15 protein-coding genes are annotated in these 16,415 nt (G+C 45.8%); 3 read left to right on the plus strand and 12 right to left on the minus strand.

Annotation, left to right across the window (positions count from 1 at the left end):
* Nucleotides 1-149: 149 nt before the first annotated feature.
* The 7 genes from ABD734_RS02455 to cyoE all read right to left on the minus strand — a co-directional run bounded on the left by ABD734_RS02455 (nt 150) and on the right by cyoE (nt 6,678).
* Complete coding sequence (locus tag ABD734_RS02455; RefSeq protein ID WP_344701067.1) at nt 150-605, minus strand: DUF420 domain-containing protein; 456 nt, start codon at nt 603-605, stop codon at nt 150-152.
* A gap of 21 nt (nt 606-626) precedes the next feature.
* The gene (gene ctaG, locus ABD734_RS02460; protein ID WP_344701069.1) at nt 627-1,580 is read right to left on the minus strand and encodes a cytochrome c oxidase assembly factor CtaG; all 954 of its coding nucleotides are present in this window, start codon (nt 1,578-1,580) and stop codon (nt 627-629) included.
* Between the two features lie 127 nt (nt 1,581-1,707).
* Nucleotides 1,708-2,049: a cytochrome C oxidase subunit IV family protein gene (locus ABD734_RS02465; protein WP_344701071.1), complete on the minus strand. Its 342-nt coding sequence runs from the start codon at nt 2,047-2,049 to the stop codon at nt 1,708-1,710.
* Nucleotide 2,050: 1 nt separating this feature from the next.
* A complete protein-coding gene (locus ABD734_RS02470) occupies nt 2,051-2,677 on the minus strand; it encodes a cytochrome (ubi)quinol oxidase subunit III (protein WP_344701073.1) in 627 nt (208 codons plus the stop codon).
* Nucleotides 2,677-4,593: a cytochrome c oxidase subunit I gene (locus ABD734_RS02475; RefSeq protein ID WP_344701075.1), complete on the minus strand. Its 1,917-nt coding sequence runs from the start codon at nt 4,591-4,593 to the stop codon at nt 2,677-2,679. Before ABD734_RS02475 ends, ABD734_RS02470 begins: the two co-directional genes overlap by 1 nt.
* A gap of 2 nt (nt 4,594-4,595) precedes the next feature.
* Nucleotides 4,596-5,726, minus strand: coding sequence for a cytochrome c oxidase subunit II (coxB, locus tag ABD734_RS02480; RefSeq protein ID WP_344701077.1), 1,131 nt, complete (start codon nt 5,724-5,726; stop codon nt 4,596-4,598).
* A gap of 31 nt (nt 5,727-5,757) precedes the next feature.
* Nucleotides 5,758-6,678: a heme o synthase gene (gene cyoE / locus ABD734_RS02485; protein WP_344701079.1), complete on the minus strand. Its 921-nt coding sequence runs from the start codon at nt 6,676-6,678 to the stop codon at nt 5,758-5,760.
* Between the two features lie 310 nt (nt 6,679-6,988).
* On the opposite strand from cyoE, the gene ABD734_RS02490 reads away from it, so the two are divergent.
* Nucleotides 6,989-7,882: a COX15/CtaA family protein gene (locus ABD734_RS02490; protein WP_344701081.1), complete on the plus strand. Its 894-nt coding sequence runs from the start codon at nt 6,989-6,991 to the stop codon at nt 7,880-7,882.
* A gap of 100 nt (nt 7,883-7,982) precedes the next feature.
* Here ABD734_RS02490 and ABD734_RS02495 read toward each other — a convergent pair whose 3' ends face one another.
* From ABD734_RS02495 to ABD734_RS02505, 3 genes are all read right to left on the minus strand, one after another.
* Nucleotides 7,983-11,420, minus strand: coding sequence for a pyruvate carboxylase (locus ABD734_RS02495; RefSeq protein WP_344701083.1), 3,438 nt, complete (start codon nt 11,418-11,420; stop codon nt 7,983-7,985).
* A 117-nt stretch (nt 11,421-11,537) separates the two neighbouring features.
* On the minus strand, nt 11,538-12,725 hold the full coding sequence (locus tag ABD734_RS02500) for an FtsW/RodA/SpoVE family cell cycle protein (RefSeq protein WP_344701085.1): 1,188 nt from the start codon (nt 12,723-12,725) through the stop codon (nt 11,538-11,540).
* A 30-nt stretch (nt 12,726-12,755) separates the two neighbouring features.
* Nucleotides 12,756-13,055, minus strand: coding sequence for an Fpa/YlaN family protein (locus ABD734_RS02505; protein ID WP_344701086.1), 300 nt, complete (start codon nt 13,053-13,055; stop codon nt 12,756-12,758).
* 146 nt (nt 13,056-13,201) lie between these two features.
* On the opposite strand from ABD734_RS02505, the gene ABD734_RS02510 reads away from it, so the two are divergent.
* Complete coding sequence (locus ABD734_RS02510) at nt 13,202-13,684, plus strand: hypothetical protein (RefSeq protein ID WP_344701088.1); 483 nt, start codon at nt 13,202-13,204, stop codon at nt 13,682-13,684.
* A gap of 35 nt (nt 13,685-13,719) precedes the next feature.
* Here ABD734_RS02510 and ABD734_RS02515 read toward each other — a convergent pair whose 3' ends face one another.
* Both ABD734_RS02515 and typA read right to left on the minus strand, forming a co-directional pair.
* Nucleotides 13,720-14,049 (minus strand): YlaH-like family protein, encoded by a 330-nt coding sequence (locus ABD734_RS02515; RefSeq protein WP_344701493.1) that lies wholly within the window; start codon nt 14,047-14,049, stop codon nt 13,720-13,722.
* Nucleotides 14,050-14,073: 24 nt separating this feature from the next.
* Nucleotides 14,074-15,918, minus strand: a complete 1,845-nt coding sequence (gene typA / locus ABD734_RS02520) for a translational GTPase TypA (protein WP_344701090.1) — start codon at nt 15,916-15,918, stop codon at nt 14,074-14,076.
* 165 nt (nt 15,919-16,083) lie between these two features.
* Between typA and ABD734_RS02525 the strand changes: the two genes are divergently transcribed.
* The gene (locus tag ABD734_RS02525; protein WP_344701092.1) at nt 16,084-16,275 is read left to right on the plus strand and encodes a DUF5325 family protein; all 192 of its coding nucleotides are present in this window, start codon (nt 16,084-16,086) and stop codon (nt 16,273-16,275) included.
* Nucleotides 16,276-16,415: the final 140 nt, after the last annotated feature.

Below are 16,415 nucleotides of genomic sequence, written 5' to 3' on the forward strand. Positions count from 1 at the left end.
TACCCTCAATTCCTGAATCATTTTCAGCTTTTCTTCAAATGAATAATATTTGTCAGTCATAAAAGAACCCCCTCCAGGTTTACAGATGTTTTATTTCATCTGTAAACCTGGAGGGGGTCAAATCAAAATAATGCTTCCAGTCTTTTTTATTATCCCTGCAGAATTGCCTTGATCAGTGAAGTCGTTTCTCCACCCGGATACAGGATATATAGCAGAATGTATACCATAGTTCCCGTGATGGCTGTTGCAAACCAGATGGTAGATGCCCACGGAGCAAGCTTCCTATGCTTCGACAATTTGTTTTTGTAACCTAAGTAGACTTGTATGCCACCTAGCAGACCACCACCTGTGGCCAAAGTAATATGGAAGATGAGGAAAGCCGTATAATAAGGCACCAGCGCATCAGGACCGCCAAAAGCTGTATTCCCTATAAAGGCTGTCCTTGAAGCGTAGATGATGAAAAACAGCAATGCACTCGTTGCTGCCAAAGTCATCATTTTCTGGTGGGCCTCCACTTCACCCTTTTTGACTCTACTTATCCCCACAGCCATGAAGATGGCGCTTAAGATGATGAAGAATGTGCTTAGTGTAGGTAATATGTGCACAATAAGACGCTCCTAACTCTATTATCTGTATTGATTGAAAAGTTCTTTTTGCAGACGGGCCTCTTCCATCGAACGACGCGTTACTTCGTCTTCGTCTTTACGCTCATTCCTATACCAATTGAAGAATAGGTGACCTAGCATGAAACCGAAGAAGACTTCCTGGAGCACTTTCATTATCACTCCACCTGTCTGCTGATCCATCCGCGGTGAAGCATCTGTGAAGTACTCGGGTCCAGAAATGAGTCCTTGCCCCTTCAATCCATCCAACACACCTGAAGGTACACATAATTCCATGGCAGAGAGCCATGCGTCACCATCGGTATATGTTGAATACACTGCATTCTCAGCAAATATGATCAGCCCACACGCAGGAGTCAACAACGCCCCGATGCCGAATATATAAAGAAGTTTAAACAAACCGCCCATATGCTTCTCCTCAGGTTCCACCTTGTTGAACACCGGATAGAACATCAGCAGAGCCAACATGAACAGTAGCACGTTGAATGCGGCATGCAGGATTACTTCCTGCTTCAGGAAATCAAGGACGACCGGCAAATGGTATACTGAGAAAACCCCAGTGAATAAGATCAGCGGTATAAGGGGCTTCCTGGCAATTGCAAAAAACTGCCTGAAGCCCGGCAGGCTGACGAAATATGCCCAAAGATAAGCAGGCACACCGAAATATAGGAGCGGAGCTATAAGTAGGAATACGAACGCCATCTGCAGCATATGGAAACTGAATAGTATATGGCTTAGAATATCGACTGGTGAGCCATACATCGTGTAGAGCAGCACCATGGCGATGCCGAACGTCGCTGCCTCCCTGTTGGTGGATGGGCGTCCGCCTTCAAAATTACTGTACCACTTTCTTGTCAACAGAAAATAGACGACAGTCATAAATACCACGAAACTAAAATAGTACGGACTCCAGTTGGCAACGAAACCGAATATAGATATAGATGATAAATTGTCCATTTAGGATCATCCCTTTTTTTAAAATCACTTACTGTTAATTATAAGTTCCGCTTTGACTTAAGGCAAGGTGGGTGCATGACAATATAATGACAAAATAAAGGCCGGCATATATGCCGGCCTTCATTATTTAGATTGGGCTTCCAATCCAAGTGATATATAGGAATGTTACAACGAATGCAATGCCGAAGTACATACCTGTCATGATGAATAGTTTAGCGAACTCGTGACCTTTATCTTTCATGTGCATGAAGTAGTAGAATTGAAGAATGACTTGTACTACAGCCATGAACAACACGACCGGGATGACAAATCTCGAATCAAGATCCATTGCCACCATTCCGAATGCAACAAAGGTCAGGAAGATCATCATGCCGAAAGAGACCATCTGCTGACGCATCTCTTTTGTACGTTGAGTGCGCAAATACTCAAGCTTCGACTTGGACATAGGTTCCTGTTTGATTTCTGCCATATTACATCACTCCCAGCAAGTAAACTATTGTGAAGATGAATACCCACACAACGTCGATAAAGTGCCAGTAAAGTGCAGCTGTATTGACTTTAGCCGCCGTATAGACTGATAGGCCACGCTTGGCGTTGCGGAGGATGAGGCCAGTAATCCAGACCAATCCGATCGCTACGTGGAAACCATGCGTGCCAAGCAGGAAGTAGAAGGCGCTACCGAACGCACTAGTTCTGAATGTATGTCCAAGATGTACATACTCTACGAACTCGTAGATTTCCAAAGATAGGAAACCAAGTCCGAGCAATACAGTAACAACAAGCCACAACTGCATCTGCTTAAAGTTATTGTTCCGCATATGGTAGACCGCATACACGCTTGTAAGCGATGAAGTCAGGAGGAACATTGTCATGACGAAAGCAAGCGGCAAAGCGAAGAGTTCAGCAGCCAGAAGATGGTCATCTCCTGGAACTGAATCTTTCAATGCAAGGTAGGTTGCAAAGAGAGATGCGAACAGCGCAGTCTCACCTGCTAGGAAAATCCAGAATCCGACAAACTTGTTCTTGCCTTCAAGCGTCGCAGTTTCCGGATGGACAGGCCATCTTTCACTGGGTACATTATATTCCATGTGAGCCATTATTTCGCACCCCTTTCTTCTTCTTCAAGATCTCTTAATACTTCTTCCTTAGTGACATAATAACCAAGATCATCCTTAAGTGAACGTGTAATCATAGCGCCAGCAGTGATCGCAAGTCCGATGATGAGTACCCAAACTGCCCAAGGATGCTGCGGTAGATCGGATACTGCAGAGACTGCCCATTCTTTACCGGAAGCGAAGTAAAGCGCTCCGAAACCAGCTATGAAGAGTCCAAGCGATATGATGAATGGCAGGATTGAATTGTTAGGCATATGGAAGTCATCCAGTGACTCTGCCGGCATCATCTTGCCATCGTTCGCTTCTTTTTCGATCCAGAAAGCATCCATTCCACGGACAAGTGGGATCTGTGCAAAGTTGTAGTAAGGCACAGGTATTGGAAGTGACCATTCGAGTGAACGGCCGTCGCCCCACGGATCGCGTCCGACTTGTTTGTTTTTCGCTACTGTGATGATGATATTGATGACAAGTATGATAACTGCTAATGCCATCATGAAAGCACCTATCGTGGAAATCATGTTCGCCGTGTTATATCCTTGCCCGTCAAGGTAGGTGAATACACGTCTTGGCATTCCCCAAAGACCGAGGAAGTGCTGGATCAGGAATGTTACGTGGAAACCAGCAACGAAAAGTACGAAGGTGATTTTCCCAAGTTTCTCACTGAGCATCGTACTGAACATCAGAGGCCAGTAATAATGGAGCCCTGCAAGCAGTCCGAATACCACACCACCGACGATAACGTAGTGGAAGTGCGCAACGATGAAGTATGAATCGTGGTACTGATAGTCTGCTGGTGCAGCACCCTGCATAACACCTGTGACACCGCCCATGACGAAGGATGGAATGAATGCAAGTGCGTAGAGCATTGGTGTCGTAAATTCAATGCTACCGCCCCACACAGTCAATATCCAGTTGAATATCTTGACACCGGTAGGGACAGCGATCGCCATCGTAGCAAGAGCAAATATGGCGTTTGCAGTCGGTCCGAGACCTACTGTAAACATGTGGTGCGCCCATACCATGAATCCGAAGAATCCGATAAGTACCGTAGAGAACACCATTGCTGAGTACCCAAACAGCCTTTTCCGGGAGAATGTGGAAAACACTTCTGAGAATATCCCGAACGCAGGAAGAATCAGGATATAAACTTCAGGGTGTCCGAAGATCCAGAATAGATGCTCCCAGATTATCGTATTACCACCCGTCTCCACCAGGAAGAAGCTGGAGCCGAACATACGGTCAAATATGAGCAGGAACAAACCGATTGTGAGCGGTGGGAATGCAAAGACGATCAGGACTGATGCAACTAATGTCGTCCATGTCATCAACGGCATCCTCATATATGTCATACCCGGTGCCCTCATATTGATGATTGTCGTTACGAAGTTGATACCGGATATCAGCGTTCCGGCACCTGTAATCTGCAGTCCAACGGCGTAGAAATCGATACCGTGTCCCGGCGAGTCGATGGATAGGGATGCGTAGCTTGTCCAACCAGCATCCGGCGCACCACCAAGGAACCATGATAGGTTGATGAATATACCACCCAATATGAACAGCCATACACCGAGCGAGTTAAGGAATGGGAACGCGACGTCGCGCGCTCCTATCTGCAAAGGTACAGTAGCGTTCATAAATGCGAATAAAAGTGGCATGGCAGCCAGGAATATCATGGTGGTACCATGCATTGTGATGACTTCGTTGAACAATCCTCCAGATAGGAAGTCGTTGTTCGGTACTGCGAGCTGAATACGTATCAGCATTGCTTCAATACCGCCAAGTACGAAGAAGAAGCCACCAGCAATCAAATAAAGTATTGCGATTTTCTTATGGTCGACCGTAGTCATATATTCCCAGATTACGGAACCGAAGCCTTTCTTTTTAGCAGTAGTTGCCATTACTAGTTACCTCCCTCTTCTGAATCTTCTTCAGGTTTTTCCCTCAGAGATTCAACATCTCCGGAACCTTCTTCAACTTTCAGTTCCATCAGATAAGACGCTACCTTATCGATTTCTTCATCTGACAGATCATACTGATCCGTCATCTTGTTTCCTGGTTTGAAGGATTCCGGATCTTTGATCCAGTCGACAAGGTTCTCTTCGTTATGTTCAAGGAAGCCTGCGATGAGATCGCGGTCTCCGAAGTTCGCCAAGTTAGGCCCTACAGCACCCGCGCCCTGCGGTGTTACTGCGTGACAGCCGATACATGAGTTGTTGAAGATTTCCTGGCCTTCAGCCGCATCGTCCGTCGATGCTTGGGCCGGTTCCTCAACAGCCTTCATGTCAGCGAGCCATTGATCATATTCTTCTTCCGGCAATGCCTTTACCTTAAAGTCCATCAACGCGTGGGATGGTCCGCAAAGTTCCGCACATTTTCCGTAGAAGAGACGGTTGGACTCTTCGGCACTGTCATCATCGAACACCAGATAGAAGCTGTTGATTCCATCTACGTTCGTATCCAGCTTACCACCGGCAGCCGGTACCCAGAATGAGTGTTTAACGTCGCCTCCCTTAAGGTTGAAGTAAACTCTCCTGTCGGTAGGTACCACAAGCTCTTGGCTTGTTACGACTTCCTCGTTGGGATATTCAAATTCCCACCAGTACTGATTGGCGGTGACATTGACGATTGTCTCTTCTGTATTGATTCCTCCATCTTCATTTTCCATGCCGCGGACATCACCTTGTTTGAAGACCAGGTAGACTGTTGGTACTGCAAGGATGATGATGAGCAGGATCGGGATGGAAGTCCAGATCACTTCATATACGTGGTTACCAGCCACATCTTTTGGTTTGTGGTCTTCACCTAATTTACTTCTGCGACTTTTCATCACTGCGAAAGTAAATAGAATTATGACTGATACTACAACGAGTAGCATGATGGCTATAGACAACACCATCAAATAGAATTGTTCTTGTCCAACTTCACCGGCTGGCCTCAGCGTACTGAGATTATTCTTCCCGCACCCGGAAGCAAAGGCGGCCAGGAAAACGATAAGACCAATCCATTTGGCACTCATCCAACGATTTTTCATTTAAATAGACCTCTCTTTCATACTTGAGCTTTTAAAAATTCCCTAATAGGCCGGCAACAATGATCATTACGAAAAAAATGATGATGTAATTCAGCGAGAAGATGAAGACCCTGCCGGCATGGCGGTAATCATCTTTGGCCGGGCGGAACTTGTTCAATGTTATGACTAACCAGGTGATGTTCAGTGCTGTCGCAAGGATCACGAACCATAGCCCAAGTTCCGTCATCATGAGCGGCGTGAACAGTAACAGTGCCACCCAGAAGATGATTGACGCCTTAGCCCGGCGGTTTCCTTTCACAGAAGGAAGCATCGGTATACTAGCTTTACTGTATTCCTCGCTTCTTCGGATAGCCAATGCATAGAAGTGCGGAGGTTGCCAGAGGAACATGACAACGAACATCGCCCAGGCGAGCACGTGCAGACCAGGGTCTACTACTGCCCAACCGATGAGTGGGGGCATCGCCCCGGGTATCGACCCGATGACAGTGTTCGACACCAGATGCCTTTTCGCATAAATGGAATAGACGACTACATATCCAAAAGCAGCGATCAATCCAAGTGTTCCAGCAGTCGCGTTGATCATGAAAAGAAGTATCTCTCCAATGATGAAAGATCCAAATCCTATGTACAGTATGTCTCGACCCGAGAAAGTGCCATCTACACTCGGACGGGACTGCTTCGATTCCATGATCATGTCTATGTCCCTGTCATAATAGTTGTTCAGTGCAGCTACACCGCCTATTACAAGAGCAGTCGCTACGACCATCAGCAGCAGAAGCGGGACATTCGAGAAGAAAGACTGGTTGTAGTACATGACAGCCAGAAAACCTGCGGCAAAAGCCGGAATCAAATTCGCTTTGATTATACCATCTTTGACCAGAGTTTTGACCGCCTTATAGGTCATCGTCCTATTACCATGATGCACATCATTACCATATACATCATTTTGCATTCATACGCCTCCTTTCACCACAGATACATTATAAATAATGATAAATTAAACATGACACATTTACTATATATTTTTGAAATAAAATTGTTACATTTTATATTGTTCAAAAATTGTTCATCAATGTGCCACATTCTTATTCCGAATATGTTTTATACTGGGAATAGTTGTTTGTTGTACATAATCGATTTTACCATATATTCTAGAATTGTTAAGAGCAATTAAAAATATTAATGATTGCGAAGACAAGTTCTTTCATATATATTGAATATTTGTGACTACTAACAGCATAAGAGCTATAGAGGTGTTACCATTGTATAAAAACTTAAAAATACTTGCTGTCATCACCACGCTTGCGATGGTGTTCGTTCAGATAGGCGGCGCTCTGGTAACCAAAACAGGCTCCGCGGATGGTTGTGGCCAGTCTTGGCCCCTTTGCCACGGGCGCATCATCCCGAGCGAGTGGCCGATCGAGACGATTATAGAGCTGGCCCACCGCGGTGTGTCTGGTATTGCGATCATACTGGTTGGTGTACTGAGCTTTATGGCCCTTAAGCTGATGGCCCATAAAAAAGAAACCAAATTCCTTGTGGGCCTAAGTATCGCCTTCATCATCATCCAAGCGCTCCTTGGTGCTGCAGCTGTGATGTGGGGCCAGAATGACTTCGTACTTGCAGCCCATTTCGGGATTTCACTGATCAGTTTTGCCTCGGTCTTCCTCTTGACGCTCCTCGTGTTCGAAGTCGATCAGAAGTTTGAGGCGCAAACGCTGGTCATTGGACCTTATCTCAGATATCACACCATATTTCTGACAATCTATATCTACCTTGTTGTATACAGCGGCGCCCTGGTCAGGCATACCGACTCATCACTTGCCTGCCTGAGCTGGCCGCACTGTAGTCCCGGCAAGCTATGGGCTGATACATTCTACGAATGGGTGCAGATGGGGCACCGGGTTTTGGCCGGGGTCATCATCATCTGGATCTTCATCATCATGCTTCATGTCCTTAATCACTATAGTAATTATAGAGTCCTGAAGTATGGCTGGATCATTGCATTCGTCCTTGTACTACTGCAGGCGACCACCGGCATGCTCAGCGTATTCACGCTGGTGAACATCTTCATCGCCCTATTGCATGCCCTATTCATCACTCTGCTGTTCGGACTGCTCTGCTACTTCATACTTCTACTGTACCGCTCCAGGTAATATAGTGGTTGCAAACAGAAATTGTAAAACAAAAGGCGTGCCCTTCATCTACAAATCAAGAGATGAAGGGCACGCCTTTTATATGTTCCAGAATTTCACCTTACGCTTTTTCCACGGTCATCATAAGATCCATCGAGGCTACTTTATCACCCGCTTCGACGAATACATCCGTTACTTTACCGTCGAAGGGGGCCTTTACAGAGCTTTCCATCTTCATTGCTTCTGTGATTATGATGACCTCCCCTTTTTTGAATGTTTCCCCTGCTCTATACTTCACCGTACTCACGGTACCGGGCATCTGCGCTCCGATATCGCCTATGCTTGCAGGGTCGGCTTTTTTGAGTCTCGCTTCTTTCGATTCGACACTTTCATCATTTATATAGACCTTGCGGGGGAAACCGTTCAATTCAAAATACATCCAACGGTAACCATCTTCGTGCACATGCCCGATCGATAATAAGTTTACAATCAGCGTCTTGCCCTTATCTATTTCAATCTCAAGCTGTTCATTCTTACGCATTCCGAACAGGAAGGTTGGCGTATCCAACACTTCAACATTGCCCCACTTGTTGTTGGTCATAATGAAGTCTTTGAAGACTTTCGGATAGAGTGCATAGGACAATACATCTTTCTCGGTGATCTTGTAGTCGCAGAATTCAGCCACTTCTTCACGTAGCTGATCGAAGTCCACGGGCTCCATCACCTCACCTGCCCGTACACTCAATGGTTCAGTGCCTTTTAGCACAACTTTCTGCAAGGCTTCATTGAACCCTGTTTCAGGTCTGCCGATTTCCCCTTTGAAGAAACTGACGACTGAGTCGGGGAAGTCAAGATGCTGACCACGCTCGATGACACTTTCCTCATCGAGTTCGTTTTGTACCATGAACAACGCCATATCCCCCACTACTTTGGATGATGGGGTCACTTTGATGATGTCGCCGAACAGCATATTGACCTTCTGGTACATCTTCTTGACATCACCATAGCGGTCACCAAGTCCAAGCGACTTCGCCTGGCTGTAGAGGTTTGAGTATTGCCCTCCCGGCATTTCGTGTCTGTAGATTTCAGTATTTGGACTTTTGATGTCACTTTCAAAATCGGCATAATACTTCCTGACATCCTCCCAGTATTCGCTTAAGCGTTCAAGACCTTCTATATCTGCACGGACTTTCCTGTTTTGATTGCTTTGTGCATAATATAGGCTGTTTGCACTTGGCTGGGATGTCAGGCCGCTTAATGAGCCAAGCGCCGTATCGACCACATCCACACCCGCTTCAATCGCCTTGTGATACATAAGGATGCCATTCCCACTCGTATCGTGGGTATGCAGATGGATTGGAAGATCCACCGTCGCCTTCAATTCCCCAATAAGCTCGTAGGCTGCTTGCGGCTTGAGAAGTCCTGCCATATCTTTAATCGCAAGTATATGCGCACCTTCTGCCTCAAGTTCTTGCGCCATCTTCTTGTAGTAGTCCAGAGTATAGACGGCTGAACGCTGTGGATCTAGGATATCCCCTGTATAGCAGATGGCCGCTTCCACCACCTTACCGCTTTTGAGCACGGATTCGATTGGATGCTTCATTGCTTCCATCCAGTTCAGAGAATCGAATATGCGGAAAACATCTATGCCTGCTTCTGCACTTTCCTGTATAAATTTCTCTACGACATTGTCCGGATAGTTTTTATAGCCCACTGCATTGGAAGCGCGAAGGAGCATCTGGAATAGGACATTCGGTATTTCACTACGCAATGTTTCAAGCCGTCTCCACGGATCTTCCTTAAGGAAGTTATATGCAACATCAAAGGTGGCCCCTCCCCACATTTCAAGGGAAAATGCATCTTTCAGATCATGTGCCGTATAGGGCGCAATCTTCTTCATGTCATAAGTGCGGATCCGTGTTGTAAGCAATGACTGATGCGCATCCCTCATTGTGGTGTCCGTCAAAAGCACATCCTCTTGTGCCTTCAACCATTTCACCAATCCTTCCGGCCCTTCATTATCCAGTATCTGCTTTGTTCCCTCTACTATTTTCGGTTCATAGCCTGGCATGCGTGGGGGGTCGAAATGTGGCTTTTGGCGTTGTTCGACCCCTGGGAATCCATTGACCGTGATTGTCGAAATGTACTCAAGCGTCTTGGTTCCTCTATCCTTTGGCTTCTCGAACTCGAAAAGTGAAGGTGTGTTATCGATGAATTTGGTCGAATAATCTCCTTTCCGGAAATCCTCATTGCTGATGACATTGGCCAGAAACTGGAGATTGGTCTTAATTCCCCTTATACGCATTTCTTTTAAGCTGCGCAGCATCTTTTCGTTGGCATCCTTATATGTGAGTCCATGTGTAGATAGTTTGACCAAAAGCGAATCGTAGTAAGGCGAGATGACCGCCCCTTGGAAGCCATCTCCGGCATCCAGCCGTACGCCGAACCCGCCGCTTGAACGATACGCCATGATCTGGCCTGTGTCAGGCATAAAATCATTCAATGGATCTTCAGTGGTAATCCGGCACTGGACAGCATATCCCATCAATGGAATATCTTCCTGCTGCGGCAGGTTGATTGTTTCCCCAAACAGCGTATTGCCGTCGGCTATTTGGATTTGTGTTTTGACAATGTCGATGCCGGTAACCATTTCTGTGATTGTATGCTCAACCTGTACACGCGGGTTCACTTCAATGAAATGGAAATCGTCTTCAGCCACCAGGAATTCAATGGTTCCGGCGTTGACGTAACCGACTTTTTCAGCCATGTCCTTTGCCGCCCCGCAGATTCTGGCACGCATCTCTTCACTCAGGCCGACTGACGGTGCTACTTCCACAACCTTCTGATGGCGGCGCTGGACTGAACAATCGCGTTCATAGAGGTGGAGGACGTTGCCCTCATCATCCCCAATGATTTGGACTTCGATATGCTTCGGAGTGGCGATATACTTTTCAAGATAGACTTCACTATTGCCGAAGGACTTGGATGCTTCACTCTTGGCCCGGTCGTAACTGTCCCTGACGTCATCGCCTTCATCGACAATACGCATCCCTTTCCCGCCACCACCTGAAATGGCCTTGATGATGATAGGCAACCCATGCTTTTCAATGAACTGCTCGACTTCTTCGAATGACTGGACTGCACCGTCTGAACCGGGGATGATCGGGAGTCCGGCAGCTACTGCTGTTGCGCGTGCCTTGACTTTATCGCCGAACATATCCAAATGACGCTGCTTTGGTCCGACAAATATGATGCCCTCTTCTTCACAGCGCTTCGCGAACGTCATGTTCTCACTCAAGAAGCCATAGCCTGGATGTATGGCATCCACTTCTGCTTTTTTCGCCACTTTTATGATGGCTTCAATATCCAGATAACTCTCTGTAGGCGACAGCTCTTCGCCGACAAGATATGCTTCGTCGGCCTTGTATCTATGTAATGCCCCTTTATCCTCATTACTGTATATCGCTACTGTCGTAATATCGAGCTCCGTACATGCACGGAAGATACGGATGGCGATTTCTCCCCTGTTGGCAACCATCAGTTTGTTGATTTTATTCATGACATTCCTCCTCTGTTATCATTTCAATTATAATAAATATTCAAAAAATATACAATCTAATTCATTATTGCCCTAAAATTGATAAATGACAAAAAAGACCAGAAAATGAATTCTGGTCTAAAGGTTAGTCAACGTCTTTTGTTTTTTTACATGTTTAGCCGATATGATGAGCAGGCCGATTGCGATGGATATACTGAGGAATGACGAGCCCCCGTAACTGAGCAGCGGCAAAGGCACACCGGTAAGAGGAATGAGTTTTGAGATGCCGCCGAGGTTGACGAATAACTGGAAAGTGATGTATATGGCGACGCCTACACAGATGAGGCGATAGAACATATCCTCTGAGACTGCTGCATACCATAATGCCTTCAATACAAGGACCAAGTACAGAAGTAGGATGAATATCACTCCGATCAGCCCCAATTCTTCTGCAACAACAGCAAATATGAAGTCAGTATGCGGTTCTGGAAGATAGCCGAGCTTCATTACACCATTGCCCAGCCCATTGCCGAAAATACCACCATGGGATATGGATACCAATGCATTCGTCAATTGGTACCCCGTCCCGGTCGGATCATTAAATGGATGGAGGAACGTGTCTATGCGGGCTTGCTGGTGTGGTGAGAGGATACTCCCCTTGATCATGAAGATGATGATGCCTATCGCTACTGCCGCCATGGCGATCACTCCACCTGCTTTAGCGAGAAATCGGATCGAGATGCCGGAGTACAGGAATATCCCTGCGATGATGCCAGTGATGACGAGCCCAGTGCCGAAATCGTTCGAGATGACCATCATGGTACAGAAACCTATGAACAACAAAGGTACCAGATGACCTGCTTCAAGTTGCTTGAGGCGGTCTTTCTTTCTATCGTATATGTACGCCAGATATAAAATGGTCACTATCTTGAAAAACTCCGAAGTCTGGAAGTTGAAGCCCGCTAAGCGGATCCAGTTCCTTTCCCCGTTAACTTCTGTACCGAAGAAAGCCGTAAACAACAGAAGGACAAAAATACCACCCGTTGCTGCAATCTGGAAGTATTTATTGCGCAGAAACTCCCCGGACATGAAGTAGGTCATGATGAATACCACGATGAAACCGAGAATTATGGAGAACAGTTGCCTGATATAATAATGTTCAGGATTCCCGCCTGTAATATCGCTTTTCGATGCAATCACCATACTCGCACTGTAGACCATGGTGAGACCGATGAGGCTAAGCAGGATATAGCTGATCACGATGACGAAATCAACGTGTTTGGAGTATACTTTTACATAGTCGAAGAAGTCTTTTATGTATGACAATTTATCGCCTCATTTAAAAAAGTCTAAAGATTATATTTCTTTAGACTCGAATTTTTCCTTTTCCATATATGCTTCATGCACTTTGGATACTTCCTTTTCCAGTTTCTCCAATACAGCATGTCCGTCTTCGGGATCGATCAGGCCGAGTCTTGCAGCGAAATGGACTTCTTTTGATAATCCAAACATCTGTGTGTCCAGAACTTCTTCATAGACCGGGCATTGGGGCATTGTCAAGTTGTCCATCTGCACTTCGATCAGCTGGACAATCTTTTCGGCATCTTTTTCCAGCTGTTCATAAGCCTGTCTGCTCAATTCATCTTTAGTGGACACGAAATTACCCCTTTCTATAAACTCTCTATAAAATTTTATATCAGGAACACCAAAAAAGCAAGTAAATACAAGAGTATGATACGATTGAAACGGCTTAAACAACACATATATTTCTGCTATAATTAAGCAGTAAGGAGAGAATGCAGATGATTATACAAATATTGGGCAATGTACGTTACCAGATTACACTCGATCCATCCACCTGGATATTCGACGACCGCAAGGAAGAACTAGAAAAGGTGTTGGCTCAGGAACCGGAAGAGGAGCAGATCAATTTTTCGGACAACACAGAATGGAACAGGCAGATTATTGAGGGCACGACTAAACCGCCTACTTTAAAAACCGAGAAAAAGTTCAAAAATAAAGAACTCTTGGAAGGCACTTTCATCATTTGCCTAAAGCCTTTCCTGGAATATACCGAGCCCCATCAAGGCGAAGATGCAATGATTGTGTTCACGCATGACGAAGGGACGACTACTCTTCCCTATAATGCGCGCGATACATATTATGCCCATTTCAGTCAAGATGGGAAGCGCATCTATGATGATGGCATGATCGATGTGCTGGTCATCAAGGATGGTAATATGGAAGAAAAACTCGTGCATGTTACCGGCATCGCCTTTGAATAATAAAAATCAGCCTATCCAGATGGATAGGCTGATTTTTATTTGCCGGAAGTTTTAATGTTTCCAGCTTTCCGTTCCTGGTGCAATCTGAAGCGATATAAAGCCAAAACGGCCGTAGCGACTATCAGACTTTCTGCAACGGGGAGGAATGCACCGAAAAAGGTCAATATGATGCATCCTAAAAACATGACGACGTAAATGATGGCATTTTGCCACACCTTGACTTTACGTGCGAAACCGAGATTATACACTAGGATCGACAGTATGAAGATGGTGATGAAAAGGTACCACATTCCACTTTCAGGGTTGGAATCCAACCTGAATAACCTGCCGAAGAAAGTCAGGCGCTCTGTAACATTCACACTCATCAAATCAGGGAGATACAATTAAATTCACTCCGATTCAAGTTTAATCTTTTCATGTTTTTGTGATTTTTCCCGCTCATTCTTGGCAAGTATGCTTTTTCTGAGGCGGATGGATTCCGGGGTCACTTCCACAAGCTCATCATCATTGATATACTCGAGCGCTTCCTCCAGCGTCATCACTTTAGGTTTTTTCATGGTCGTCGTCTGCTCTTTTGTAGCAGAACGTATATTGTTCGCTGCTTTCACTTTAGTAATGTTGACAGTCAAATCGTTGTCCCGTGAGTTTTCGCCGACAATCATGCCTTCATAGACTTCAGTGCCTGGTTCCATAAAGTTGGTGCCACGGCTTTCCAGCTGTAGGATGGAATAAGTCGAAGCCGCTCCTTTATCGATGGATACGAGAACACCATTACGTCTACCGCCTATGCGTCCTTTAATGAGTGGACGGTAATCCTCGAACGTATGGTTGAGGATGCCGTAGCCACGTGTCATGGACATGAATTCCGTACGGTATCCGATCAGACCACGTGCTGGTACAAGGAAAGTGACACGGCTTTGGCCATTGCCTGTATTGACCATGTCCACCATTTCACCTTTCCGTTGGCCGAGTGATTCTATGATGCTTCCGGTATACTCTTCAGGCACGTCGATCTGGACACGTTCAAACGGTTCACATTTGACACCGTCAACCATTTTGACGATGACTTGCGGTTTCGAGACTTGAAGTTCGAACCCTTCACGACGCATGTTTTCGATAAGGATGGATAAGTGGAGTTCGCCCCTGCCGGAAACTGTCCATGCATCCGGTTGATCAGTAGGTTCAACTTTCAGGGAGACGTCCGTTTCGAGCTGTTCCTCCAATCTTTCCTCTATCTTCCGCGCTGTAACATGCTTGCCTTCTTTGCCGGCGAATGGCGAGCTGTTGACTGAGAATGTCATCTGCAAGGTCGGTTCGTCGATATGCAGAAGAGGCAATGCCTCCTGATTGTCAATCGGCGTCACAGTCTCTCCGACGTTGATGTCCTCCATGCCGCTGACTGCTATCAGATCGCCTGCTTTGGCACTCTCGATTTCGAGGCGCTGGAGTCCAAAAAAACCAAACAATTTGGTCACGCGGAAATTTTTGACCGTGCCATCATTCTTCATGAGCGACACTTGCTGGCCAACTTCGATTTTCCCTCGGAATACCCGTCCGATGCCGATTCTGCCGACATAATCGTTATAGTCGAGGAGTGCGACCTGGAACTGTAGCGGTTCGTCGCTATTATCTACAGGAGCTGGCACATATTCCAAGATCATATCGAATATGGACTGCATGTTCTCTTCCTGCTTATCCACCTCGAGACTTGCCGTACCGTTTATTGCGGAGGCATACGCCACTGGAAATTCGAGCTGTTCGTCGTTTGCATCCAGTTCAATGAAAAGCTCAAGCACTTCATCGATGACTGCTTCTGCGCGGGCCGTTTCCTTATCAATCTTGTTTACAACAACAAGTGGCTTAAGGTCCTGATCCAATGCTTTCTTCAATACGAAACGTGTTTGTGGCATAGTACCTTCATAGGCATCCACAACTAGGATTACACCATCAACCATCTTCATGATCCTCTCAACTTCGCCACCGAAATCGGCGTGGCCAGGAGTATCAAGAATGTTGATGCGTTTATCTTTATAGTCAATTGCTGTATTTTTAGCGAGAATCGTTATTCCACGTTCCCGTTCAATATCATTGGAATCCATCGCGCGCTCGGCGACATGCTCATTCTCCCGGAATATGCCGGACTGCTTCAGCAGTTCGTCTACTAGTGTCGTTTTTCCGTGGTCAACGTGTGCAATGATTGCGATATTACGGATATCTTCTCTTAAATTCATCAAGTCTTTCCCTTCGTTTTTAAAATCGTTTTGGTGCTTTCATTTCATAACTTATTTATTATAACACGACATCGGTGTCCTTTTCCACTCCTTGACAAGCATTGGGTGTAATAAAATGTTGTCTTATGCTATAATATTCATCAAATACACTTCGAAAGGACCGTCAAAATGGAACAAAAAAAATCAAAAGCCATATTCATGGTGCTGGCTGTGCTGGCTGTCCTGATGATGCTTGCCTTCTCCGCCTTCGTCGCCGAAGCGATGCCACTCATGGCCATATTGTCCGTCGTACTGTTCATCGTGATATTCGGCATCGGTTTTACACTGAAGAAGAAATATCGTGAAAACGGCTGGCTGTAGGCTGCTGAAATTGATATTTTGCATAACTTGTCCAAGGACAAATGGGGATTTACTGGAACTTCTTCCCCGTTTGTCCTTTTTTGTATGGATTGCCTCTTTTTCTGTATTTTGACCCATCGTTTGAACTCACAGATAATGAC

Source organism: Salinicoccus jeotgali, from assembly GCF_039538805.1.
Lineage (GTDB): Bacteria > Bacillota > Bacilli > Staphylococcales > Salinicoccaceae > Salinicoccus > Salinicoccus jeotgali.

Bases quoted from the DNA above. Each gene is read 5' to 3' on its own strand.
- ctaG (WP_344701069.1), bottom strand. From the start codon at position 1,580: ATGGACAATTTATCATCTATATCTATATTCGGTTTCGTTGCCAACTGG.
- ABD734_RS02465 (WP_344701071.1), bottom strand. From the start codon at position 2,049: ATGGCAGAAATCAAACAGGAACCTATGTCCAAGTCGAAGCTTGAGTAT.
- ABD734_RS02470 (WP_344701073.1), bottom strand. From the start codon at position 2,677: ATGGCTCACATGGAATATAATGTACCCAGTGAAAGATGGCCTGTCCAT.
- ABD734_RS02475 (WP_344701075.1), bottom strand. From the start codon at position 4,593: ATGGCAACTACTGCTAAAAAGAAAGGCTTCGGTTCCGTAATCTGGGAA.
- coxB (WP_344701077.1), bottom strand. From the start codon at position 5,726: ATGAAAAATCGTTGGATGAGTGCCAAATGGATTGGTCTTATCGTTTTC.
- cyoE (WP_344701079.1), bottom strand. From the start codon at position 6,678: ATGCAAAATGATGTATATGGTAATGATGTGCATCATGGTAATAGGACG.
- ABD734_RS02495 (WP_344701083.1), bottom strand. From the start codon at position 11,420: ATGAATAAAATCAACAAACTGATGGTTGCCAACAGGGGAGAAATCGCC.
- ABD734_RS02510 (WP_344701088.1), top strand. From the start codon at position 13,202: ATGATTATACAAATATTGGGCAATGTACGTTACCAGATTACACTCGAT.
- ABD734_RS02515 (WP_344701493.1), bottom strand. From the start codon at position 14,049: ATGAGTGTGAATGTTACAGAGCGCCTGACTTTCTTCGGCAGGTTATTC.
- ABD734_RS02525 (WP_344701092.1), top strand. From the start codon at position 16,084: ATGGAACAAAAAAAATCAAAAGCCATATTCATGGTGCTGGCTGTGCTG.